This window comes from Pseudomonas sp. NPDC087817, assembly GCF_044742875.1.
Taxonomy (GTDB): domain Bacteria; phylum Pseudomonadota; class Gammaproteobacteria; order Pseudomonadales; family Pseudomonadaceae; genus Aquipseudomonas.
Genome location: NZ_JBIUVJ010000003.1, coordinates 277,592 through 299,607 on the forward strand (window position 1 = coordinate 277,592; position 22,016 = coordinate 299,607).

The 22,016-nt window shown below is 57.3% G+C and carries 20 protein-coding genes, 3 tRNA genes and 1 pseudogene; 16 read left to right on the plus strand and 8 right to left on the minus strand.

Annotated elements, in window-relative coordinates:
* Positions 1-82 precede the first annotated feature (82 nt).
* The gene (locus ACIONG_RS04890; RefSeq protein WP_103302469.1) at positions 83-952 is read right to left on the minus strand and encodes a triacylglycerol lipase; all 870 of its coding nucleotides are present in this window, start codon (positions 950-952) and stop codon (positions 83-85) included.
* 335 nt (positions 953-1,287) lie between these two features.
* Here ACIONG_RS04890 and ACIONG_RS04895 point away from each other — a divergent pair, with 335 nt between their 5' ends.
* Positions 1,288-2,367, plus strand: coding sequence for a hypothetical protein (locus ACIONG_RS04895; RefSeq protein WP_401297109.1), 1,080 nt, complete (start codon positions 1,288-1,290; stop codon positions 2,365-2,367).
* 55 nt (positions 2,368-2,422) lie between these two features.
* On the opposite strand, the gene ACIONG_RS04900 is transcribed toward ACIONG_RS04895, so the two are convergent.
* On the minus strand, positions 2,423-3,499 hold the full coding sequence (locus ACIONG_RS04900; protein ID WP_103302330.1) for a 3-deoxy-7-phosphoheptulonate synthase: 1,077 nt from the start codon (positions 3,497-3,499) through the stop codon (positions 2,423-2,425).
* A gap of 336 nt (positions 3,500-3,835) precedes the next feature.
* Positions 3,836-3,964, minus strand: a complete 129-nt coding sequence (locus tag ACIONG_RS04905; protein WP_401297111.1) for a hypothetical protein — start codon at positions 3,962-3,964, stop codon at positions 3,836-3,838.
* A 153-nt stretch (positions 3,965-4,117) separates the two neighbouring features.
* Between ACIONG_RS04905 and ACIONG_RS04910 the strand changes: the two genes are divergently transcribed.
* From ACIONG_RS04910 to ACIONG_RS04955, 10 genes and pseudogenes are all read left to right on the plus strand, one after another.
* Complete coding sequence (locus tag ACIONG_RS04910; protein ID WP_212809127.1) at positions 4,118-4,876, plus strand: carbon-nitrogen hydrolase family protein; 759 nt, start codon at positions 4,118-4,120, stop codon at positions 4,874-4,876.
* Positions 4,877-5,319 (plus strand): annotated as a pseudogene (locus ACIONG_RS04915) (GNAT family N-acetyltransferase). It abuts the gene before it with no gap.
* 127 nt (positions 5,320-5,446) lie between these two features.
* Positions 5,447-6,088, plus strand: a complete 642-nt coding sequence (gene uvrY, locus ACIONG_RS04920; protein ID WP_401297114.1) for a UvrY/SirA/GacA family response regulator transcription factor — start codon at positions 5,447-5,449, stop codon at positions 6,086-6,088.
* 2 nt (positions 6,089-6,090) lie between these two features.
* Positions 6,091-7,914 carry an excinuclease ABC subunit UvrC gene (uvrC, locus tag ACIONG_RS04925; RefSeq protein WP_212809125.1) on the plus strand — a complete coding sequence of 608 codons (1,824 nt, stop codon included), beginning with the start codon at positions 6,091-6,093 and terminating at the stop codon, positions 7,912-7,914.
* A 32-nt stretch (positions 7,915-7,946) separates the two neighbouring features.
* Positions 7,947-8,507: a CDP-diacylglycerol--glycerol-3-phosphate 3-phosphatidyltransferase gene (gene pgsA, locus ACIONG_RS04930; RefSeq protein WP_008080159.1), complete on the plus strand. Its 561-nt coding sequence runs from the start codon at positions 7,947-7,949 to the stop codon at positions 8,505-8,507.
* 60 nt (positions 8,508-8,567) lie between these two features.
* A tRNA-Gly gene (locus tag ACIONG_RS04935) sits at positions 8,568-8,643 on the plus strand.
* Between the two features lie 46 nt (positions 8,644-8,689).
* Positions 8,690-8,763 (plus strand) — tRNA-Cys (locus ACIONG_RS04940).
* 194 nt (positions 8,764-8,957) lie between these two features.
* A tRNA-Leu gene (locus tag ACIONG_RS04945) sits at positions 8,958-9,044 on the plus strand.
* A gap of 433 nt (positions 9,045-9,477) precedes the next feature.
* Positions 9,478-9,561, plus strand: coding sequence for a YceK/YidQ family lipoprotein (locus ACIONG_RS04950; protein WP_401297195.1), 84 nt, complete (start codon positions 9,478-9,480; stop codon positions 9,559-9,561).
* A gap of 61 nt (positions 9,562-9,622) precedes the next feature.
* Entirely contained in the window at positions 9,623-10,018 is a 396-nt protein-coding gene (locus tag ACIONG_RS04955; protein WP_401297116.1) for a GFA family protein, read from the plus strand.
* A 36-nt stretch (positions 10,019-10,054) separates the two neighbouring features.
* Here ACIONG_RS04955 and sseB read toward each other — a convergent pair whose 3' ends face one another.
* Positions 10,055-10,855, minus strand: a complete 801-nt coding sequence (sseB, locus tag ACIONG_RS04960; RefSeq protein WP_212809122.1) for an enhanced serine sensitivity protein SseB — start codon at positions 10,853-10,855, stop codon at positions 10,055-10,057.
* 177 nt (positions 10,856-11,032) lie between these two features.
* On the opposite strand from sseB, the gene ACIONG_RS04965 reads away from it, so the two are divergent.
* Together ACIONG_RS04965 and ACIONG_RS04970 are read left to right on the plus strand one after the other, a co-directional pair.
* The gene (locus ACIONG_RS04965) at positions 11,033-11,332 is read left to right on the plus strand and encodes a hypothetical protein (protein ID WP_212809121.1); all 300 of its coding nucleotides are present in this window, start codon (positions 11,033-11,035) and stop codon (positions 11,330-11,332) included.
* Between the two features lie 168 nt (positions 11,333-11,500).
* Complete coding sequence (locus ACIONG_RS04970) at positions 11,501-12,016, plus strand: hypothetical protein (protein ID WP_401297119.1); 516 nt, start codon at positions 11,501-11,503, stop codon at positions 12,014-12,016.
* A gap of 74 nt (positions 12,017-12,090) precedes the next feature.
* Here ACIONG_RS04970 and ACIONG_RS04975 read toward each other — a convergent pair whose 3' ends face one another.
* Together ACIONG_RS04975 and ACIONG_RS04980 are read right to left on the minus strand one after the other, a co-directional pair.
* Positions 12,091-14,220, minus strand: a complete 2,130-nt coding sequence (locus tag ACIONG_RS04975; protein WP_401297121.1) for a TonB-dependent receptor family protein — start codon at positions 14,218-14,220, stop codon at positions 12,091-12,093.
* A 161-nt stretch (positions 14,221-14,381) separates the two neighbouring features.
* Positions 14,382-15,206, minus strand: a complete 825-nt coding sequence (locus ACIONG_RS04980) for a suppressor of fused domain protein (protein ID WP_401297123.1) — start codon at positions 15,204-15,206, stop codon at positions 14,382-14,384.
* Between the two features lie 166 nt (positions 15,207-15,372).
* Here ACIONG_RS04980 and ACIONG_RS04985 point away from each other — a divergent pair, with 166 nt between their 5' ends.
* Positions 15,373-15,588: a hypothetical protein gene (locus ACIONG_RS04985; protein WP_103302320.1), complete on the plus strand. Its 216-nt coding sequence runs from the start codon at positions 15,373-15,375 to the stop codon at positions 15,586-15,588.
* Positions 15,589-15,619: 31 nt separating this feature from the next.
* Here the strand turns inward: ACIONG_RS04985 and ACIONG_RS04990 are convergent, their stop codons facing one another.
* The gene (locus tag ACIONG_RS04990; RefSeq protein ID WP_401297125.1) at positions 15,620-18,265 is read right to left on the minus strand and encodes an EAL domain-containing protein; all 2,646 of its coding nucleotides are present in this window, start codon (positions 18,263-18,265) and stop codon (positions 15,620-15,622) included.
* 299 nt (positions 18,266-18,564) lie between these two features.
* On the opposite strand from ACIONG_RS04990, the gene ACIONG_RS04995 reads away from it, so the two are divergent.
* Together ACIONG_RS04995 and ACIONG_RS05000 are read left to right on the plus strand one after the other, a co-directional pair.
* A complete protein-coding gene (locus ACIONG_RS04995) occupies positions 18,565-20,760 on the plus strand; it encodes an OsmC domain/YcaO domain-containing protein (RefSeq protein WP_401297127.1) in 2,196 nt (731 codons plus the stop codon).
* A 143-nt stretch (positions 20,761-20,903) separates the two neighbouring features.
* A complete protein-coding gene (locus ACIONG_RS05000; RefSeq protein ID WP_401297129.1) occupies positions 20,904-21,338 on the plus strand; it encodes a hypothetical protein in 435 nt (144 codons plus the stop codon).
* Positions 21,339-21,497: 159 nt separating this feature from the next.
* Here ACIONG_RS05000 and ACIONG_RS05005 read toward each other — a convergent pair whose 3' ends face one another.
* Positions 21,498-21,956 carry a GNAT family N-acetyltransferase gene (locus ACIONG_RS05005; RefSeq protein WP_401297131.1) on the minus strand — a complete coding sequence of 153 codons (459 nt, stop codon included), beginning with the start codon at positions 21,954-21,956 and terminating at the stop codon, positions 21,498-21,500.
* Positions 21,957-22,016: the final 60 nt, after the last annotated feature.

Genomic DNA, 22,016 nt, shown 5'->3' on the forward strand with positions numbered 1-22,016 from the left:
ATCTATTTCAGTAAAGTGCGGAGCCTACCGGATTCAGTGGGCGAATTCTCGGCAAAGTTCCGTTCGTTTGTCAGCAGCCTGTTCAGAGATTCACTGCTCGCAGGCGCGCGGCATGTTCGACGTAAAGCGCAATCGGGTCGAGCAGGCTGGCGACGGTGCCGGCACTGCGGCGCAGAGTGCTCAAGTGGTCCAGCGGATAGTCGGAACGGATAACCTGGCCCAAATGCGAGCTGAAGCGCCCGACGAAGCCGTCATTCTGATCCCCTTCGGTCATGAAATATTGCGAGAGCGCCTGACAGGCGCCTTGAATCGGGTCGAATGATGGCAGGCCTGTTGCAGGCAGGACGCCGCTCCAGGAGTAATAGCGCACACCATTGACCTGTGCGGCACCTTGCCCGCCCCACGTGTGGGGCAGGCCTTGCGGAAACCTGTCGTTGAAGGCACCCACGCCCTCGGTTGTCAGTGCATTGAGTGCCGCCAAGGCGTTCTGCGGCAGGGTGGGGCTACCACTGACCAGCGAAATGAAATCAGCGAACAGTGTCGCCACGTTTTGCGCCACAACTTCCGGCAGTCGGCCCGGCACCAGCGCCTTGCGCAGGAAGTCAGCCAGTTCCGAGCCGTGGTTCGGGCCACTGACCGATGTCACCGAGGCCACGCTGTGTGGCGCAAGCGCCGCAGCATAGCGAGCGGCCAATGCTCCCTGACTGTGTCCGATGAGGTTGACTTTGGCGGCTCCTGTGCCTCTCAGGACGCTTTCGATTTGCTTCAGTAGTTGCTCACCTCTTACTTCGTTGTCGTGAGTGGCGGAGAGGTGGGGAACAAACACTCGGCTGCCTGCTGTTTTCAGAGCGTCCTTGACCTCATGAAACAGCTCGAAATGGCCGATACGCTCGAATCCGAACAGGCCGTGTACCAAAAGCACGGGATAACGAGTTGTAGCATTCCGTTGCATGTTCTTACCTTTTTCGCAGAAGTTCATTGGGGAAATCTGTGGGTCACTCTAAAACACCCGTCCCGCTGAGGAAGTACGAAGAGGCTTCACTTGGCCGTTGAATATGGACTAGGGGCTGTACGACGTTTCGGATACATGTGAAGTCCGAATCGGAAGTTCTGGCCGTCTTACGCCTGCAGTGAGTCGATTTTGCGTAGGTTGCCTACTGCGCTCGTAGCCTTTGCGTCATGTATGCGGCGTATTGGGCTGATATCGGTTGCATCAGCAATCTCGTTCAATGTGGGCTGTCGACGCCGTCATGAAGGCAGCGTTTTGTCCAAGGAGTCGAGCCACGAATGAACACCCATGAAATCGAGTTTTGCTACCGGATGCGCCACCCCGTCAGCCCCTGCACAACAAATCAGCTATTGCCTGCCGCAACACTCGACTCACTGGAGGGCGATGTGCTCGACCCTTCGCTGAGTCAGGTCGTCGTTCGTATTGCTCCTTATACAAATATGGCGTGTGGAGATCGGTTGCTGCTGAGCTGGGAGGGTCTGGATATCGAGGGCTTTGTTTACCAGCATGAAAAGGTTCGCTATGTCAGCGCGGCGCAAGTTGGCAAAGACGTCATTTTCGTGATCAAAGGCATGCACGTTGCCGCTTTGGATGGCGGCGCTCTGGATATCTACTGGACGCTTGCCAGCGCGGGTCTGCCCGAGCCCGCATTGTCTGCGCCCCTGCAATTGACTGTGGGAGATATGCGTGCGCAGTTGCTTGCTCCGCAGGTCGAGGGAGCAATAAGCGGGACACTGGATCCGGCACGGGTGGTGGAAGGTGTACTCGTCACTCTCCAGCCGTACGGCAAAATGGCGGTAGGTGACCAGGTGTCGTTGATGTGGTCTGGGGACGCCTCGCCGTTGGCGTTCAGCGATCGATTGAAGGTCGAGGCCTTTGCTGTCGCAGAAACCCTTTCCTTCTGGGTACCTGCCGAGTACATCGCAGCGCACCTCGGTGGCGAGGTGACGGTTCGTTACCGAGTCGAGCAGGCGAATGGTGCGGTTCGCGAGTCCGATACTGCGAGAGTTCTCGTCACCCCGTTCTTGCAAAGCGAGCTGGACGCGCCCGATGTGCTTGAGGCAGAAGATGGCGTGCTGTTGGCAGAGGATTCAACTGATGGCGTCACCGTGGTGATCGGCAATGCCCGGACCCAGGAGGGTGAACTGGTCTATCTCAAGTGTGACGGTGATTTTTTCAGTCACAGGGATGATCGCGACATCACTCGGGAAACCGCAGGGAAACCGCTGATTTTTATCGTTCCACAGCGCTTCTGGCGCGAACACCAGGGATCGACTGTACGTGTTTCCTACACGGTAGAGCGATTGGACGATGTCAGTCAGCCTTCCGCGGCGACACAGGTGCGTGTAGAGGCGTAGGTTGAACCTGGCCCACCCTCCGATTCTCTGCTGAACCGGAAGGTGGGCCGTGCGATCAGCCTCTGGTGCACGCGCCAAGACGTCGAGCTGCCTGGAGCAGAAGTTGCTCCGTTGCGCTGAAACCCAGGCAACCATCGGTAATCGAAACGCCGTAACGCAGCGATGCACTCAGCGGCTGACAGCCCTCGAAAAGATGAGACTCCAGCATCATGCCGATCAGTGAGCGATCACCCTGCAAGCGTTGCTCCAGGACCTCGTTGAAGACTCCCGGCTGGCGCAATGGATCCTTGCCGCTGTTGGCGTGGCTGCAATCGACCATGATGCGGCTGGGGATTTTCAATCGGTTCAGGTCAGCGTGGATTCTGGCCACGCTCTCACGATCATGGTTGGGTCCGTGGTGCCCGCCGCGCAACACCAGGTGAGTATCCGGGTTGCCTGGCGTTTGAATAATCGCCGGGTGTCCCTGACTATCGACCCCGAAATGCCGATGTGGATGGGCTGCCGAACGCATGGCGTCAACCGCAACGGTCGCTCCGCCGTCGGTACCATTCTTGAAGCCCACCGGCATGCTCAGGCCGCTGGCCATTTCACGATGTATTTGTGATTCGGTGGTACGTGCACCAATGGCCACCCAACTGAGCAGGTCATCGAAGTAACCCGCAGCCATGGGTTGCAACAGTTCGGTGGCCACTGGCAAACCGAGGCGGATCATTTCCAGCATCAGCTCGCGGGACAGTGTCAGGCCGCCGGCCATGTCGTCACTGCCATCCAGGTGCGGGTCGTAGGCCAGACCTTTCCAGCCGACGGTGGTGCGCGGTTTTTCGACATAGGCACGCATCACCAGCAGCATCTCGCCGCTGACGGCTTCAGCCAGTCGGGCGAGCTTGCCAGCGTATTCAAGGGCGGACTGAGGATCGTGGATGGAGCAAGGGCCGACGATTACCAGCAGGCGCTGGTCTTCACCATTGAGAATCGCGCGAACCGCTTGGCGGTGGGCGGCGACTTGTTGGCTCAAGGCGTTGCTCAATGGCAACTGCTGTTTGAGTTGCAACGAGCTGGGCAGACGCAGGGTCAGTGCTTCGTTGGCGGAATTGAGGGTGGACAGCGGCAGAGCAGAAACGGACGAGTTCATATTCGGTCTTCCTGGGCAGGCGGCGGGTTGTTCCCGCTCGCTCAGCCCTACTGGGGTGTTCGACAATTGGCCGTATTGGCTACATGGGCGTGTTTGCCACCTGTGGGTGACCGATCGGAGGTGGCAGGCTGTCCCGAGCGGAGGCTGGTAAATCGCCAGGCGCTAAAGCTGTCGTAACGGTAATAAGTGGCGTAGTTCATTTTGTGAATCCTCAAAAGTTCTGGTGTGTTGCGGAAAAAGTCTGGGCCTGAAAAAACAAAACCCCCGATCGGGAAGCCGACCGGGGGTTGAGAAATCTCTGGTAGGCGACCCGTTTTCATGGGCGCCGTGTTGGTATCAGGCGCGCCAGTGGCTAAACCAATACCCAAAATAAAAGCTGACCGGAGCGCAAACGTCGTTCACCCGGGCAGCCGTAACCGAGCGCATGGCGCTGACGGCAAGAAGCTGTGAAAGGGCGTTGAACATGGTCTGTCTCCGATGAATGCGCCGAGCTTACTAGAGCCCGATATGCCTCAGCAATCAGAAATTGCTATCGCGTGAGCAACAAAACGCCTATTGCTTGAGCGCAGCGTCAGTTGTGCCACACTCGGCACTTTGCCTGATGACCATGGAAGAATCATGTCGACACTGACCATTGCCGCTGCCCAGGCAACCTCCATTGCCGGTGATCTTGCCGCCAACATTGCTCGCCATATGCGCTTCATCGAAGCTGCAGCGGGGCAGGGCGTGCAGCTGCTGGTTTTTCCGGAGTTGTCCCTGACGGGCTATGAAGGCGAGGAGGCTGCAGCATTGGCCGTCGACCCGCAAGACGCAGTCCTTCAGCCGTTGCGCGAAGTTGCTCGTGAGCTTGGCATAACGACGGTCGTCGGTATGCCTGTCCGGTTGGAAAATCATCCTGGAGTGTTGATTGGTGCTCTGATTCTCGGTGCTGATGGCTCGCTCGTGGTGTACAGCAAACAGCATTTGCACCCGGGCGAAGAGCTTGTTTTCGCCCCTGGGTTCGGAGGGCCTGCCCTGGACATCGGCAACCACAAGGTTGCGCTGGCGGTCTGCGCCGATTTTTCCCACGCCAGTCACGCGGCTGCGGCGGCTGAACAAGGGGCTGACCTGTACGCAGCAGGCGTATTGATCAGCGAAAAAGGTTACGCGGCAGACACCGCGCTGCTTCAGGGTTATGCACGGCAACACGCGATGGCCGTGTTGATGGCCAACCACGGTGGCCTTACTGGCGGATGGCAGTCGGCAGGGCGCAGCGCGATATGGTCCGAAAACGGTTCATTGGTCGCTTCCGCGCCGGGAGTGGGTGACCTTTTGCTGGTTGCCCAACGAGACGCCGGAACCTGGCAGGGGCGGGTCGTTCCTGTGATGGCGGGCTGAATGACATTCCAGTTGCGGAAAGCGGCGCCAGAGGATCTGGCATTTTCACGCAATCTCACTTGCCAGAACATGCTGCGTTACTACATTCATCATGATCTGTTGTGGCAGGACGAAGCATTCGACGTAGCCTGGTCGGGACGCGAGAACTGGCTGATATTGCGTGATGATGTGGCGATAGGTTTTTCAGTCTCAGCCGGGACAGGCGGGCGTTATACATTCGTGAACTGCAGATTGCTCAAGCCTTTCACCGCCAGGGCGCGGGTTCCTGGGCGATTGATCAGGTTATCGGCATGGCCCAGGAAGAGCTGCGGCCGGCTTTGCGCCTGACAGTCTTCGAAAACAATCCGGCGAAACATTTGTATGAAAGAAAAGGACTACACGTACAAGGCGAGGACGAGTGTTTTCTGCGAATGCAGCTGGATATCAGTACACCTGTGCTCTGAAACCCACGGCCGGCAAGCCTTCGATGATGAATTGAAACTTTTTAAATGCTGCTTGCCGCTAGGTCTGTCGGGCACTTTTTGCTAAGGTGTCCGGCATCCCAATAAGACCATATCGCGAGGTGTCTGCTTGATTAGGGTGCTAGTGGTCGATGACCATGATCTCGTTCGTACAGGCATTACACGGATGCTGGCCGATATTGATGGCTTGCAGGTAGTGGGCCAGGCCGAGTCCGGGGAAGAATCCCTGATCAAGGCCCGAGAGTTGAAACCCGATGTGGTCCTGATGGACGTCAAGATGCCTGGCATCGGCGGCCTGGAAGCCACGCGTAAACTGCTGCGCAGTCACCCTGACATCAAGGTGGTCGCGGTTACTGTATGTGAGGAGGACCCTTTTTCTACTCGCTTGCTGCAAGCCGGCGCTGCGGGTTATCTCACCAAGGGTGCCGGGTTGCCGGAAATGGTGCAGGCCATTCGGCTGGTGTTTGCCGGGCAGCGCTACATCAGCCCGCAGATTGCTCAGCAGTTGGCGATCAAGTCCTTTCAACCGTCCAATGATTCTCCGTTCGATGCGTTGTCCGAGCGAGAAATCCAGATCGCGTTGATGATTGTCGGCTGCCAGAAGGTTCAGATCATTTCCGACAAGTTGTGTTTGTCGCCGAAAACCGTGAACACCTATCGCTACCGTATTTTCGAGAAGCTTTCGATCAGCAGCGACGTCGAGTTGACGCTGTTGGCGGTTCGTCACGGCATGGTTGATGCCAGCCTCTGACCATGACTGAAGCATTCGATTCCAGCGCCTTCCTGTCGACCGTCAGCGGGCGCCCCGGCGTGTATCGCATGTTCGACAGCGATGCGCGTCTCTTGTATGTCGGCAAGGCCAAGAACCTCAAGAAACGCTTGGCGAGTTACTTTCGCAAGACCGGTCTGGCGCCGAAAACCGCTGCGTTGGTCGGTCGCATTGCGCAGGTCGAAACGACCATTACCGCCAACGAAACCGAAGCGCTGTTGCTTGAGCAGACGCTGATCAAGGAATGGCGGCCGCCGTACAACATCCTGTTGCGCGACGACAAATCCTATCCTTACGTGTTTCTCTCGGACGGACAGTTTCCGCGCCTCAGCATCCATCGCGGGGCGAAAAAAGCCAAAGGCAAATATTTCGGGCCTTATCCGAGCGCGGGTGCCATTCGCGAAAGTCTGAGCCTGCTGCAAAAGACGTTTTTCGTCCGACAGTGTGAAGACAGCTATTACAAGAATCGAACCCGCCCGTGCCTGCAATATCAGATCAAGCGTTGCAAGGCGCCTTGCGTCGGTCTGGTCGAGCCTGAGGTTTATGCCGAAGACGTGCGTCACTCGGTGATGTTTCTCGAAGGGCGCAGTCACGCACTGACCAATGAGCTGTCCACGGCGATGGAAGAGGCAGCGATCAACCTGGAGTTCGAACGCGCCGCTGAGTTGCGCGATCAGATTGCATTGTTGCGCCGCGTTCAGGATCAACAGAGCATGGAGGGCGGCACTGGCGATATCGACGTCATCGCTGCATTCGTCAACCCGGGTGGTGCCTGCGTCCATTTGATCAGTGTCCGTGGCGGACGCGTATTAGGTAGCAAAAACTTCTTTCCGCAGGTCGGTATCGAAGAGGACGTATCGGAAGTCATGGCCGCGTTCCTTGGCCAATACTTCATCAGCAGTCCGGAACGCGACTTGCCGAGTGAACTGATTGTCAACGTCGTACACGAGGATTTCCCGACGCTGATCGAAGCGATTCATGAATTGCGTGGCCGGGAACTGGCCATCAGTCATCGGGTGCGGGGCACGCGCGCACGTTGGCAGCAACTCGCTGTCACCAATGCGGAGCAGGCGTTGGGCGCGCGGCTGGCCAATCGTCAGCACACCGCGGCACGCTTTGAGGCCTTGGCTGAAGTACTGAAGCTGGATGAGCCTCCGCAGCGCTTGGAATGCTATGACATCAGTCACTCCAGTGGTGAGGCGACGGTCGCGTCCTGCGTGGTGTTTGGTCCGGAAGGTGCAATCAAGTCGGACTACCGTCGCTATAACATCGAGGGTGTCACGGCGGGGGATGACTATGCCGCCATGCATCAGGCCTTGACGCGGCGTTTCAGCAAACTCAAGGACGGCGAGGGCAAGTTGCCGGATATCTTGCTGGTCGACGGCGGCAAGGGGCAGCTATCGATGGCCCGTGATGTTCTCAACGAACTGGCCGTGCCGGACCTGATCTTGCTGGGTGTCGCCAAGGGCGCGACCCGCAAAGCTGGTTTTGAAACTTTGTATCTGAATGATGCGGCGCACGAGTTCACGTTGCGCGGTGACTCCCCGGCGCTGCATCTGATCCAGCAGATTCGCGATGAGGCCCACCGTTTTGCAATTACCGGACACCGAGCCCGTCGCGGCAAAACCCGCCGGACGTCAACGCTGGAGGGCGTTGCCGGCGTCGGCCCAACCCGTCGTCGCGACTTGTTGAAACATTTCGGTGGATTGCAGGAGCTGTCTCGTGCAAGCATCGAAGAGATCGCCAAAGCCCCGGGGATCAGTAAAAAGCTCGCAGAGTCGATTTATGCAAACCTGCATAGCGAGTAGAATGCCCCTTCACCTCGTAGCCAGTTGTGCCGATGAATATCCCTAATCTGATTACCGTTCTACGCGTTCTGCTCATCCCGATCTTTATTTTGCTGTTCTATCTGCCTTATCAGTGGAGCTACATGGCCTCCGCCTCGGTGTTTGCCTTTGCGGCAGCCACGGATTGGCTGGATGGTTATCTCGCCCGCCGTCTCGAACAAAGCACTCCCTTCGGAGCGTTCCTTGATCCGGTCGCCGACAAGCTCATGGTTGCGGTTGCGCTGGTACTGCTGGTGCAAGAGCACGGCAATCTCTGGCTTACGTTGCCAGCTGCCGTCATCATCGGTCGCGAGATTGTCGTCTCGGCATTGCGCGAGTGGATGGCCGAGCTCGGCGCTCGTGCTCATGTGGCCGTTTCAAATCTCGGAAAGTGGAAAACCGCTGCGCAGATGCTCGCGCTGGTGATTCTCTTGGCCAATCCAAGGGATTTCAGCTTCTGGGTTGTGTTGGGTTATGCCTTGCTGATGGTGTCGGCCGGCCTGACTTTGTGGTCGATGGTTCAATACCTTCGTGCCGCCTGGCCACATCTGAAAACCGATGTTGAAAAGAAATAAAACTTTTTTGAATCAAAGGGTTGACGGGGCTTCTGAAATCTATAGAATGCGCCACACCAAGCGGGAATAGCTCAGTTGGTAGAGCACGACCTTGCCAAGGTCGGGGTCGCGAGTTCGAGTCTCGTTTCCCGCTCCAATTTGTACAGTGTTTGTTGTTGTGCTACTGACAGCAAATGCTTTGAGGCCGAGTAGCAAAATGGTTATGCAGTGGATTGCAAATCCACCTACGCCGGTTCGATTCCGACCTCGGCCTCCACTATAAACAAGCTCCGTAGATCCATGATTTACGGAGCTTTTTTATTTCCAGTGTGCTGCAAGATTTAGTCTTGAAAATCGGCCATTGCGAACTTGCTTCACCGGGGAGTGATGTATATATTTCCCGCACTGCCGCTAGAGCCTGATCCTTTAGGATTACGACTCGGCAGTTGAACAGAGCAACACCGCGCTACCGCCCGAATGGCGAAACTGGTAGACGCATGGGACTTAAAATCCCCCGCTCGTAAGGGCGTGCCGGTTCGATTCCGGCTTCGGGCACCATCTTAAATCAAGGGTTTGCGGGCGAAAGCTGATGCAAACCCTTGTCTGTTTCCGGCTCGCAATTTTGGCCATGGTTCGCTATTCGCCTTATAGGCATGACTTTTTTGCCATTACGATTGCGGATGTACTGCTCAAGCGTGTTCGCATCTCTTTGTTCGGTTAAATGCGCAACATCCATCGAGGCCTGCAGCCCTGAGTCCGGTTTGTCGTCTCACCGTGCCGCGCGTGCTGGCAGGAGGTGTGATGGCATTCGGAAATTTTCCCGATAACGTCTTCAAGGCAGTCAATTTAAAAGTAATAAGGAAATTATGTGCTACGGAAGCTCATGCTGATTTTCGCCGCGTCTCAAATCGGTGGATGTGCCTTCCTCATTGCGGATTCTTACGGGGGCTATAGCTGCTTCGAGGGGACGAAAGTGGAGTTCACAAGCTTGATGCCTTTGGTGGGGCCTCTCATCATTCTTGATCTGCCCTTCACACTGATAGCAGACACTATCGCTTTTCCAACGTGCTTGTAACTTCCAGGGCTTTGGCATCCAGACGACCTGCGGCCAAGCCGTGACAAAAACCGGAGGATAGATGAAAGGAAGCTGCGCCTGTGGGGCTGTAGGTTATGAGATCGACAGCATTGATATGCCGATCAGCCATTGTCATTGCATGACTTGCCGCAAGACCCATGCAGCGGCGTATGTCTCTACGGCTGGAGTTCGAAGGGAGCATTTCAGATGGACTCAGGGCCTGGCGGCACTGAGGGCTTTCGAATCGTCTCCGGGGAAGATCCGACACTTCTGCTGCCACTACGGATCGCATCTCGCGGCTGAGCGAATCGGCTCAGCCGCTATGATCGTGCGAGTTGCCACGTTGGACGAAGACCCTGGCAGCCAAGCTGAGTATCACATCTGGACCGAGCATGACGCCGCCTGGCTGGAAGGAGAAGGTCTCCCCAGGTATTCACAATGGCAGCCTGATCGGTGAGGGCGATTTTTCCGGGGCCGGGCAACGTGGTCTCCGTCATTTCTTGCCAAAACCAAAGATCGAACGCCACTTGCTCACTTGTTTGCGTTCGTAGAAAGGCGTCGTTTGTTCAAGGAAATAGTCGCTAAGCCCTGACTCGCTTTCAGACACGCGATAGAGGTCTACGGGCTCACCGTCGGGAGCCGTATCTCCCGCGACATTGCCCGCTTCGCGCATGACCAGTTCAATATCGCCATCGGCCTCGATACCGACGATCAGATGCGGTTTCTCGTCCACCGAGGTGTCGTGCATCAGCGCAAGAAATGCACGCTTCACGTTGCGGTGGCTGGCCAGTAGTTGCGTCAGCGACTGCACCATCTTCGACGGGTACTGGGCCGGTTGCCCGAGCAGCACTTTGGTTTCTTTTTCTACCTTGCGGACTGTCGCCTTTTGGCCGACTTGGTCAGATAGCAGATTGCGTACCTCTTCCGGGAAGAACTCTTTTCCATAAGGCGATTTCGGATTCAGGAAGAGGTGGGTGCCTTGCGTCATCTCGAACAAGGATCTGGCCGGGAGCTCGAGGTAGGACTCCTCGCTGTCTATCGATTTCTGTAGCGTTTGCAGCGAGGAAAAAAACGGGATGACAGAAGTACCGTCCGGTTTTTCCCAATGCGCGATGCTGACTTTGCTGCCGGCCTCCAGATCCACTGTGCCGTCCTCAGCGTCCGTCGAACCGAGAACGTAGACAGTGGAGTTCAGCAAAATCCGGAAGAACTCGGGCCGATGGGCAGGCTCGTCGGCGGCCAGTCTGAGCGATTGCTCCAGTGAGTTCTCTTGCGGGTGATTCGTGATGTCCATTCGACTACTCCCTGAAATCAGACATGAACGGGAAGGCAACAAGGGCGCTTCATTCTGCCTGTCATCGCTCACAAAAAAAACGTACCGTCATCGGCTGGACAAAGATATTACTAGTTGTTGCCGCAACGCATAGTTGTTTGTTAGATTGCGCGCCTCAAAAATTAACAGGGACGCGTTATGTTTCTTATCTGGCAAGGCTGGGGCATTCTTTCTATTCTGATTCCATTGGTGGGTCTGATTTCTTTCGCCGGACTTCCAAATGGGCTAGGTGTCGGTGTTGGCTTACTGGTTGCCGCTGCAGCTAATGCCTTTATTGGTCACAAGCTGAATAACGCACCGGGCAAAACCTACATTGACCCCGCCACTGGCGGCGAAGTCGTTTTCCGCAAAAAGCACACGTTGTTCTTCGTACCGATGCAGTACATGTCGGTGCTGATGGTTATCGTTGGGCTGTTCGCCTTGCTCAACCTGCACTAAGTACAAAAGGTAAACAGGATGCGCGTGGTCTTTCATGACGGCCACGCGCTCTTTTGCGATCGTCCCTGTCAGGGTTTCCCTGATCGCTTAATGAACTCAGCGGTGGCAGAATTTCTCCCCGTGACCCTGATCTATCGGGCGCCGCGACCTTGAAAGCGGGTCTGATCCATGAATTCTTCTCATTACGTTAGTGTCTTCTTGATGCTGCTCTGCGCCGGGTGCGCCAAAACACCTGTCATACCTCCAGCCGAACTTGCGCTGTTGTCTTTCGAGAAAAGCGCCAATAATTCTTTTATTGTGAATTTCAGCTCGACCGTGAATTTGTTGATTGCTTTCAATCATTACGAAAGATCCAATCAACTCAATCCGACATTGATCTGTTCATTAGACGGAGATATGGAGTTCTCATCAGAACACGCTATCAACGTAAAAGCCGAAGGTCGTGTCGAGGAAAACAGCGAGAATCCATCCGGCTATGAATTCACCACTGAGCTTCTTTTCTATAATGTCAGACCCGACGGAACTCAACACGATCTGAATGACTACGAAGCCATCAGGCCTTTACTGATCAAGCAGTCTTTTATTCCGTGCAAAGTGCGTATTACGGCGTATGGCTACAAGGCTTATTACACCCAGACGCTGCTGATCCCGAGCACGCTGATGCAGGAACGAATGTTTCGCTGAGTTAAACGTTTCTGGGCGACTGCGATCTTCTGAAAATCGCAGCGTCGGCATGGATACCGCGCCGAGCAGTGCCCTCAGAGCAAACTCCACGACACCCCGACATAAACCCCCATTCCTTCACCTGGTGTAGACCGCGCGGCATCCAGCCCTTTGTCGTCATACCCCGGTGTCACCGTTGCCGCGTAGTGCTTGTTGGTCAGGTTGCGCAGGTCCAGCCAGGTCTGCCAGTCGCCCTTCGGCGCGTTGTAACCCAGCGTCGCGCCAAATAGCGCGTACGGATCGGCGTAGTAACTATTGGCGTAATCCACGGCAACTTTTGACACCAATTGGGTATTCATCGCCGCAAAGAATCCTTGCGGCCAGTCGTAGCGTAATTCCCCCTGGTAGTAGTGCATCGGCAATCCCGGCAGGCGGTTATCACCGAAGCGATCATCATCGCGGTAGTGGAAATCGCTGAAGGTATACGCCTGACGCAGGCTCAGTTGGCGGCCGTCATCGGCTGACCAGAGTTTGCTGTTCAAACTGGCTTCGACGCCTTGATGTACGGTGGGGCTGGCGTTGAGCTCATAAGGCGTGACCGCGTTGGCGTCGGGCAGCACGGAAAGCAATTCGTGACGCACCTGCGCGTAATACCAAGCCAGGCTCCATTCGCCGAAGGCGCTGTCGCCGCGACCACCGAGTTCGAGGGTGGTGGCAGTCTGGTTTTGCAGTTTGATCGGATCGCGCTGAGTGCCGGTCGCCGCACCGCTGCCGGTCGGGAAGCGCACGTTGGAGCTGTAGATCAGCGACCACGGGTGCGGAGCTTCGACCGAACGGCTGAGGTTGCCGAATACTTGCAGATCAGGGGTTACCTGATAACGCAGGCCCAGGCGGGGGGCGTAGTCCCAGTCGTTCATGCTGGTTTTGCCGCCGCCTTGCGGGTAGGTGACGGCGCTTTCGCGGCGGGTATAAATGGCGGCGAGGCCGGTGGTCAGCCACAAGTCGTCGGCGATTTCCAGATCGTTGCCAAAATGCAGGACAGTGTCCGAACCCTGATAAGTGAAGTTGCGCATATGAGTGCCGGGCGCATAGCCAGATGTGTTGGGCGCGGTAGGGATGCGCACCAGTTCGCTCGCGCCGTCGTTGGGCAAATGTTTGGTTACGCGCAGGCCCACATTGCTGCGGCTTTCCATGCCCCACAAGGTGTCGCGGCGCTTGTAATCGAAGGTGCCGCTGACATCCGTGTAGGCCACCTTCAAGCGGTTGGGACCTTCGCGCAGGTCCATCGGATAGTCGTGGTAGACGAGGCCGGTCTGGATGCTCGAGTCGTCGTCGATGTAGAACGTGGTTTTGTTGCCGATGAAGGTGCTGCCCGGTTGTTTGCGGCTGTCGTCGCGGGATACATAAGCCGGGTTGGCCGCGCGCGGGTCATGTTCGATGGAATGCTTGGTCACGCGCCCGGCGAGGTCGTTGTCGGTCTGGCGATAACGAATATAGAAGCGCGTTTCCAGGTTCGGGTTGAAGCGATAACCGAAGTTGGCGATCACGCCCTGGCTCTCGCTGGCGGTGTGATCCTGATATCCGTCGGCGTTCGAATCGGTCAGCGACACGTAGTAATCGAAGTCGCCCAGCACCTGCCCGGAACTCAGCTGACGCTGCTGATAACCATGGCTGCCGGTGGCGTAACGCACTTGCAGTTTCGGCGCGTCGTAGCCCGTGTGGCTGACGTAATCGATGGCGCCGCCCAAGGCCAGCGAGCCACGATCAAAGCCGTTGGCACCGCGCAGCACTTCCACATGGTCGACCCACAGTGGTTCAAGCAGTTCGTAAGGCGTGCCGCCGGGGCCGGTCAGCGGCAAGCCGTCGAGCATCGTGTACAGCCCCGAAGCATGCGCGCCCGGTGCCCGATTGATGCCCGAGCCGCGAATCGAAATCTTCACCCCTTCGTTGCCCGCCGATTGCGCATAGACCCCCGGCTGATAGGCCAAGACATCCTGATTGCTCGCCACGCGGCCCTGCAACGGCTGGCGCATATCGACCACGTTGGTGCCCCCGGGCACTTGCTCGAGCCGGGACTTGGCGTCCTCGACTGCCGCGTCCGAGCCGCTGCGATCCTCGGCCGAAATCAGCACTTGTCCCAGTTCCAGACCTTGAGTCTCAGCCATCGCCGGACAGGCAAGGGCCAGGCCCAGCAGGGCAGTGGGCAGGGATTTGGTCGCGGACATCGAGAAAACTCCAGGCAGACAGGGGCAGGCAATGAACATTGCGACGTAAGAAAGAACGAAGGAAACACATGGGAATTTGCTTTCTGCCGGTAAAACCGACGCGCGCAGCCAGCTCACTGCGCGGTGGCAACAACGCTACTGCGGGCCAGCGACGCGTCGGGTCACACCACGCTGGCGCGATCAAGACGGCTGATATGCCCGACACCGGCTTCCTTCAGGCGGGCAACCAGATCATCTCGCGCGCTTTGCCCACCTGTACGGATGTATTCGAGCTCGGCAGCGGTGATCAATGTCACGCAGACCAGTCTGACCGGCGACAAAGGCATGTCATCGATGCGGGTGGAGAAATCCGGCTCGGGAGCGCCAATCACCATGCCGGTCATGTCGTCGTCGGTGACGAAATGCGCGGGCAGTTGTTCGCTCATGTAATCCGATTTGCTGAATCCCGGAATTTCGTAAGACATCGAACCGTATTTCTCCAGCCGATGGACCAGCCCGCCAGCGTGCGCCACTTCGGCCGCGAGGTGTTTCAACAGCTCGAATGCCCAACTGCGCTGGAAGGGGTCGACGTCACCCGGCGCGCCGAGCGCGTGCTCGGGAATGTCCGATGTTTCGATGAACAACTCCATCTCGAAACCATTGCCCATGCCTTCGGCGCCATCGAACGGGTCTGACATGCCTTCGGTCGTGAGGATGATCGAGTCACCACGACGCACCACGCGGTAGGCTTGCCGGGTTGATGGCCAGTCGGGGCCGCCCATGAAACTCGGGCTGATCATGTAACCAAGGACGTCTTTTTCGCTGGTGCCGATAGCATTCCAATGCCGATCCAGGGCTTTCTGGCTGGCTTCACGCTCGGCGAAGTTGGCTTTTTCAGCCTCGCTCAGGTCCTCATAACCGAACGACTCGATGTGCTCTTCGGCGTGTTCCGGGGCCTGTATGGCAGGTTTTTTCGATGAGGTGAACAGCTTTTTGAAGAAGTTCATGTGCGTTCCTTGCGGGCTTGGCGTGCAGCGTCGGGGGAGGGGGCGAATGATACAGAGCGCCGGATATGTGAGGAAGCTCACAGGTGCGCTAATCCGCCCGTCGACTGCGCTGAACCTCCGGGAGGACGTTTCTTTCTACCGAGTGAGTCCTTCACGAGAAAAACCTATGTTCGATCAGCGCAAGAAAGAATTACTGGCGGCATGGCGCAAATTGGCAACGCAGTCGCAACTGCGGATGGACCCGGAGGAGCAGTACGACGAGTTGCTCAAGGCAGCCGATGAAATGGAGGAGCAGGGACTGATCACCAGCGCCGAATGGCGGCAACTGGTGCGGGATGCGGGCAGCGTGTTCCGGGGCGATGCGGATCAGACACCCGGCTGAAACGGCCCATGCGAATACCGGTTGATCGGCGCTATAACCCCTCTAGATTAAGGCCGCTCCGAGAGCGGTCTTTTTTTGCTTTCGGTTTAGCCGGCTGTGCGCTTCTCGACGTTTGCAACAGGCGTGCGAACGCCGCTTTGTCGATCGGGCGGCTCATGAAATACCCCTGCACTTCATTGCACTGATCCACGCCAAGAATATCCAGTTGCTCTTCGGTTTCGACGCCCTCAGCGGTGACCGTCAGGCCCATGGCTTTGCCCAGACCAATGATGGCTTGCACCACCGCCCGGTCATTGGCGCCGCTGCTGATCGAGGCGATAAAACGCTTGTCGATCTTGATCCCGTCGAACGGATATGCGCGCAGGTAACCCAGTGACGAGTAACCGGTGCCAAAGTCGTCCATGTTCAGGCGCACGCCCAGTTCTTTCAGCGCATTCATGGTGGTCAGCGCGCCGTCGGTATCGTTGAGCATGACGTTTTCGGTGATCTCCAGCTCCAGGCGACTCGCCGGAAAACGTGTGGCAACCAGCACTTCGCGGACATCCTCAACTACGTCGGTCACGGCAAACTGCGCCGGGGAAAGGTTGACCGACAGCAGAATGTCTTCCGGCCAGCTCAACGCCGTCTCGCAGGCTTCGCGCAACACCCAGCGACCGAGCGGGACGATCAGATCGGTCTGCTCCGCCAGCGGGATAAACAGGTCCGGCCCGAGCAAGCCCTTGGTTGGATGTTGCCAGCGCACCAGTGCCTCGACCGAGACAATCTGCTTGCCGTCGACCTTGTAGCGCGGCTGATAGTGCAGGACGAATTCGTTGTGCTTGAGTGCGTGGCGCATATCGTCCTCCAGTTGCCGGCGCGTCTGGATCTGGTCGCTCATGTGCGCTTCGAAATAACACCAGGTGTTCTTGCCCTCGGATTTGGCCTGATACAGCGCGATGTCGGCGTAGCGGATCAGCTCGCCGGGGGCGAAACCGTGGCGGCGACTGAGGGCGATGCCGATGCTGGCGCCGATGTGCAGCGGATGATCTTCGAAGATCACCGGTTGATGCAGGTTGCCGATCAGGCGTGTGCAGAACTTGTCGATTTCGTGGCGGCTGTCCATACCGTTGAGCACCACGACGAATTCGTCGCCGCCGAGGCGGGCGACAATGTCGTCGTCGCGGGTGCATTCACGCAGGCGGGCGGCGACTTCTTGCAGCACTGCATCACCGGCAGGGTGGCCGAGTGAGTCGTTGATCGGTTTGAAGTTGTCCAGATCGATCATCAACAATGACAGCGCTGGCGCGTGCTCGCGAAGCATCAGTGCCTCATCCAGATAACGCGCCAGTTTGTTGCGGTTGGGCAGGCCGGTCAGGGCATCATGCATGGACAGGTGCTGGATCTGTGCATGGGCGGCGACTTCGTCGGTGATGTCGCTGGCGGTGCCGCGATAACCGATGACGGCATGCTTGTCGAAGATCGGGCGCGCGGAGAGGCGACAGTGACGTTGCTGGCCGGAATGGTCGCGGTAGGTGCAACGCAAGTCGCTGGCATGGCCTTCTTCATTGAGTTTTTTCAGCCACAGTTCCAGCGGCGTGGTGTCGCAGAACAACAGTTGGCCGATGCCTTGACCGAGCCAGAAGGTTTGCGGATAACCGGTCACTTCACTGAACCGTGCCGATAAATAGGTCAGCGACAGATCCCGATCAACTTCCCAGATCCAGTCAGAAGCGGCTTCTGCCACCGCACGAAAACGTTCTTCACTGGCCTCAAGTCCACGGTTGGCACTTTCCAGCGCCAGATTCGAGCTCTGCATCACTGCAAAACTTTTGTCGACGTATTGCGATGAGCGCAAGGCGTGGCGAAAGAAATACGCGGTCAGCAACATCAGCACCACCATTGTTGCGCCGAGGGTAGGCAGCAATGACCACAATAACTGGCGCCCCGGGCGTTCCAGATCTGCAATCAGGCTGTAACCCGTGTTGTCCAGCGATACCCGAGGTCGGGCCGGATCAAGGGTTTCATCCAGTGCCAGAGTCAGGTTGTTCAAGCCATAACCGCTGCCGATCTTGCGCAGCTTGGTCGGGGTGAGCTTCTCGACGAACACCAGCACCGAGGCTTTCTGCGCGGGGTCCAGTGGCCGTTCATCGTTGGGCAGGATCGTCGCCGCCGAGACCAGTGCCGGCCAGCCCTCGAACAGTGCGTAGCTGCTGACGGCCTGGGTCAGATCGCTCTGGCTTTGCACCTGATCCAGCAGCGACGCGGCACTGGCCCCGAGAAACGCGGAGATGTCCGAGTCGAGCATTTGCCCACGAACCACCGCGTATTTGGTCCGCTCGCGATCCAGCACAAACACGCCGTCATAGCCGTCCGTGGTGAACAGGGTTTTGCCGACATTTTGCTCGGTATAGGCCCAGTTCGTGTCGACCTGATCGCCGAGATGCTCATACGCTGTGGTCCAGTTGGCGTAACTGGTGATGTAGTTTTTTGACGCAGTGATGCGGTTTTCCACGGCGCGAGCGGAATAAAACCGGGTTTTGTTGATTTCTTCGCTGTCGAGCCGGTTGGCGATACCGAGCAGGGCAACGGTCGCAGCGATCACGCCCGTAACAAACAGTGCGCCGACGGCGACCGCCAGGCGCCGGGTGACGGCGCTTTGCCGGGGTGGAGCAGGCGCCGCATAACTGGAAATATCCATTCGCTCGTCCTTGATCCGCAGTCTTCTGAATCTGGAACAGTGGCGCGTGCACAATGTTCAGATTCGTTTTTCGCGATTGCATTGATCCGAATCTGTAGAAGCGTAGTGAACCCGACGAGTCTTTGCCTTGGCGTGTTTGCAACAATTGACGACTGACCCGCAAAACTCGCTGCGGGCATGCATCTGCGGCCCGTAAACCGCGTGGCACCGGTCAGCGGCGATTCCCGAAAGCACAAGACTTCCCGCTCAAAAACCGGATAATGGCCGCCATTCGTTTAGCCGTATTCTGGTAATCCCGCATGGAAATCAAGGTCAACTTTCTCGACAACCTTCGACTTGAAGCCAAGTTCGACGACTTCACGGTGATCGCCGATCAGCCCATTCGCTACAAGGGCGACGGCTCGGCACCGGGACCGTTCGATTACTTCCTGGCGTCGTCGGCCTTATGCGCGGCTTACTTTGTGAAGTTGTACTGCGACACGCGTAACATCCCCACTGAAAACATTCGCCTGTCGCAGAACAACATTGTCGATCCGGAAAACCGCTACAACCAGATCTTCAAGATCCAGGTCGAGCTGCCGGCGGACATCTCGGAAAAGGATCGCCTGGGCATCCTGCGCTCCATTGACCGTTGCACCGTGAAGAAGGTCGTGCAGACCGGTCCCGAGTTCATCATTGAAGAGGTGGAAAATCTCGACGCCGATGCTCAGGCGCTGTTGATGCCGCATTCCACTTCAGAGGCGGGCACTTACATCGCCGGCAAGGATCTGCCGCTGGAGCAGACCATCGCCAATATGTCGGGGATTCTCGCCGACCTGGGCATGAAGATCGAAATCGCATCGTGGCGCAATATCGTGCCTAACGTCTGGTCGCTGCATATCCGCGATGCGCACTCGCCAATGTGCTTCACCAACGGCAAGGGCGCGACCAAAGAGGGCGCGCTGGCCTCGGCATTGGGCGAGTTCATCGAGCGGCTGAACTGCAACTTTTTCTACAACGATCAGTTCTGGGGCGAAGAGATCGCCAATGCCGAGTTCGTGCATTACCCGGACGAGCGTTGGTTCAAGCCCGGCCCGAAAGACGCGCTGCCAATCGAAATCCTCGACGAATACTGCCTGGGCATTTACAACCGCGATGGCGAGCTGCTCGGTTCGCACCTCTACGACACCAACTCCGGCAACACCCAGCGCGGCATCTGCTCGCTGCCGTTCGTGCGCCAGTCCGACAATGAAGTGGTGTACTTCCCGTCCAACCTGATCGAAAACCTGTTCCTCAGCAACGGCATGAGCGCTGGCAACACGCTGGCCGAAGCGCAGGTGCAGTGCCTATCGGAAATCTTTGAACGCGCGGTCAAGCGCGAAATCCTCGAAGGTGAAATGGCCCTGCCGGATGTGCCGCAGGCAGTGCTCGAGAAGTACCCGAGCATTCTGGCCGGTATCAAGGGTCTGGAAGAACAGGGCTTTCCGGTGCTGGTCAAGGACGCGTCGCTGGGCGGTGAATTCCCGGTGATGTGCGTGACCCTGATGAACCCGCGCACCGGCGGTGTGTTTGCCTCGTTTGGCGCGCACCCAAGCCTGGAAGTGGCGCTGGAGCGCAGCCTGACCGAATTGTTGCAGGGTCGTAGCTTCGAAGGCCTGAACGACTTGCCGCAGCCGACTTTCTCGGGTCAGGCTGTAACCGAGCCGAACAACTTCGTCGAGCACTTCATCGACTCCAGCGGTGTGGTGTCGTGGCGCTTCTTCAGTGCCAAGCCAGACTTCGAATTCGTCGAGTGGGACTTCTCCGGTCAAGGCGAAGACTCCAACGCCGAAGAAGCCGCAACACTGTTCGGCATCCTCGAAGACATGGGCAAAGAAGTCTACATGGCGGTCTATGAGCACATCGGTGCCAAGGCCTGCCGGATTCTGGTACCAGACTACTCGGAAATCTATCCGGTCGAAGACCTGATCTGGGACAACACCAACAAAGCCCTGCAATTCCGTGCCGACATCCTCAACCTGCACAGCCTGAGCAAAGTCGGCCTGCGTAACCTCGCCCAGGGCCTGGAAAACAGCGAGCTGGACGATTACACCGAAATCACTACGCTGATCGGCGTCGAGTTCGATGACAACACGCCGTGGGGCAAGTTGACCATCCTCGAACTGCGCCTGCTGATCTACCTCGCCTTGCAGAAGTACGATCAAGCGAAAGACCTGGTCGAAGCCTTCCTGCAATACAACGACAACACCGTCGAACGCGGCTTGTTCTATCAAGCGGTGAACGTGGTGCTGGAGATGGAACTGGACGAGGACCTGGTGCTGGCTGACTACGAAACCAACTTCCGCCGCATGTTCGGCGACGAGCGCATGGACGCGGCCATTGGTTCGGTAAACGGCAGCGTGCGCTTCTATGGTTTGACGCCGACGAGCATGAAGCTGGAAGGACTGGACCGGCATCTGCGCTTGATCGAGAGCTACAAGAAGCTGCATTCGGCGCGGGCCAACTTCACGGCCTGAGACCATGAATGGTGCAGGCACTTGAATAGACTGTGGCACTGACTAACTGCGGCGAGGGAGCAAACTCCCTCGCCGTAGTGGTGATGCAAGGCTTTCGAAACCCTCTGAATTAATGGAATGCCCTCAGTGATGGAGACACGCAGATGGTTGGAGGAGTGGTGAAGTCGAAGCTGGTCAACTTTCTGGTGACCGGTGTGGAGGTGAATTACGACAGGGTTGGCGCTGTGTATGACATCGTCGGCAGCGGCGATGTCGACGTGTTGGCCCGCGTGATGAAGTCCTTCGAAAAAGCCTACGGTGGTTTGTGGGTGGGCGGGAAAATGCTGCTGACCGAGACGGCGGTTCACCTGAGTGCCAATGTTTTGAACCGCATGGTGCAAAAAGGCTCGCTGGACATTGAGATTCCCCTGGAACTGATTCGCAATGTTTGCAACGAAGGCGGGTTCTTTACCAAAGTCATCCGCCTGGACACTGACGCCGGCAGCGTCAAATTCCGCTGCTACGGTGCAAAGGAGGTCGTTGCGTTGATCGAGCGCTACCAAAAGCTGCATTCGGAGGCAGTCAGGGTGGCGGGTTGAACCCAAACCAGCGAAACACCTGTGACTGAGTACCTGTGGCGAGGGAGCTTGCTCCCGCTGGACTGCGCAGCAGGCCCGCTCTTTATAAGAGGGGCCGTTGCGCACCCCGGCGGGACGCAGCGACGATCCGACAAGCCTTCGCCACAGTTCTGTGTAGCGTCAGGAATGGCCCAAGCGTTTCTCCATGATGATCGTGCGTTCGACACCATGAAACTCATCGCGGATTTTCTCGAAGCCCAGCGAGGCATAAAAGGCTTCGGCGGTAATGGAGGAGGGCACTCGCAGACGCTGTACGCCTTCCTTGATGGCGATTGACTCAAGGGTCTCCATCAGCTTTTTGCCGATTCCGGCGCCTTGATGGCACGGAGCAACAAACACGCTTCTGACCACATCCCGAGCAAGACTGGCCGTTGCAACAACGTGCTGATCGATTGTCGCCACAAACATCCGACGTTGATTCAACAACTGCAGGATCGCCGCAGGAGAGAAGCTTTTCTCTACCTGATCGATGATTTCTGGCGAATAGTCCTGGGCATTGGATTCACGCAGGGCGGCGATAATGATCTCGCTGATTGCCGGGGCATCGTCGCCGGTTGCGAGGCGAATCTGCTGACTCATTGAGATGGCTCCATGGTTTACGCTACCTTCCGTGGCTCTATACGGGGCAATGCCCGAGTG

Coding starts and splice junctions, on each gene's coding strand:
- ACIONG_RS04890 (WP_103302469.1), bottom strand. CDS start 952: ATGCAACGGAATGCTACAACTCGTTATCCCGTGCTTTTGGTACACGGC.
- sseB (WP_212809122.1), bottom strand. CDS start 10,855: ATGGACATCACGAATCACCCGCAAGAGAACTCACTGGAGCAATCGCTC.
- ACIONG_RS05005 (WP_401297131.1), bottom strand. CDS start 21,956: ATGAGTCAGCAGATTCGCCTCGCAACCGGCGACGATGCCCCGGCAATC.
- ACIONG_RS04985 (WP_103302320.1), top strand. CDS start 15,373: ATGTTCGATCAGCGCAAGAAAGAATTACTGGCGGCATGGCGCAAATTG.
- ACIONG_RS04970 (WP_401297119.1), top strand. CDS start 11,501: ATGAATTCTTCTCATTACGTTAGTGTCTTCTTGATGCTGCTCTGCGCC.
- ACIONG_RS04975 (WP_401297121.1), bottom strand. CDS start 14,220: ATGTCCGCGACCAAATCCCTGCCCACTGCCCTGCTGGGCCTGGCCCTT.
- ACIONG_RS04905 (WP_401297111.1), bottom strand. CDS start 3,964: ATGTTCAACGCCCTTTCACAGCTTCTTGCCGTCAGCGCCATGCGCTCG.
- ACIONG_RS04955 (WP_401297116.1), top strand. CDS start 9,623: ATGAAAGGAAGCTGCGCCTGTGGGGCTGTAGGTTATGAGATCGACAGC.
- uvrC (WP_212809125.1), top strand. CDS start 6,091: ATGACTGAAGCATTCGATTCCAGCGCCTTCCTGTCGACCGTCAGCGGG.
- ACIONG_RS04910 (WP_212809127.1), top strand. CDS start 4,118: ATGTCGACACTGACCATTGCCGCTGCCCAGGCAACCTCCATTGCCGGT.
- ACIONG_RS04965 (WP_212809121.1), top strand. CDS start 11,033: ATGTTTCTTATCTGGCAAGGCTGGGGCATTCTTTCTATTCTGATTCCA.
- ACIONG_RS04980 (WP_401297123.1), bottom strand. CDS start 15,206: ATGAACTTCTTCAAAAAGCTGTTCACCTCATCGAAAAAACCTGCCATA.
- ACIONG_RS04990 (WP_401297125.1), bottom strand. CDS start 18,265: ATGGATATTTCCAGTTATGCGGCGCCTGCTCCACCCCGGCAAAGCGCC.
- ACIONG_RS04950 (WP_401297195.1), top strand. CDS start 9,478: ATGCCTTTGGTGGGGCCTCTCATCATTCTTGATCTGCCCTTCACACTG.
- ACIONG_RS05000 (WP_401297129.1), top strand. CDS start 20,904: ATGGTTGGAGGAGTGGTGAAGTCGAAGCTGGTCAACTTTCTGGTGACC.
- ACIONG_RS04895 (WP_401297109.1), top strand. CDS start 1,288: ATGAACACCCATGAAATCGAGTTTTGCTACCGGATGCGCCACCCCGTC.
- ACIONG_RS04995 (WP_401297127.1), top strand. CDS start 18,565: ATGGAAATCAAGGTCAACTTTCTCGACAACCTTCGACTTGAAGCCAAG.
- pgsA (WP_008080159.1), top strand. CDS start 7,947: ATGAATATCCCTAATCTGATTACCGTTCTACGCGTTCTGCTCATCCCG.
- ACIONG_RS04900 (WP_103302330.1), bottom strand. CDS start 3,499: ATGAACTCGTCCGTTTCTGCTCTGCCGCTGTCCACCCTCAATTCCGCC.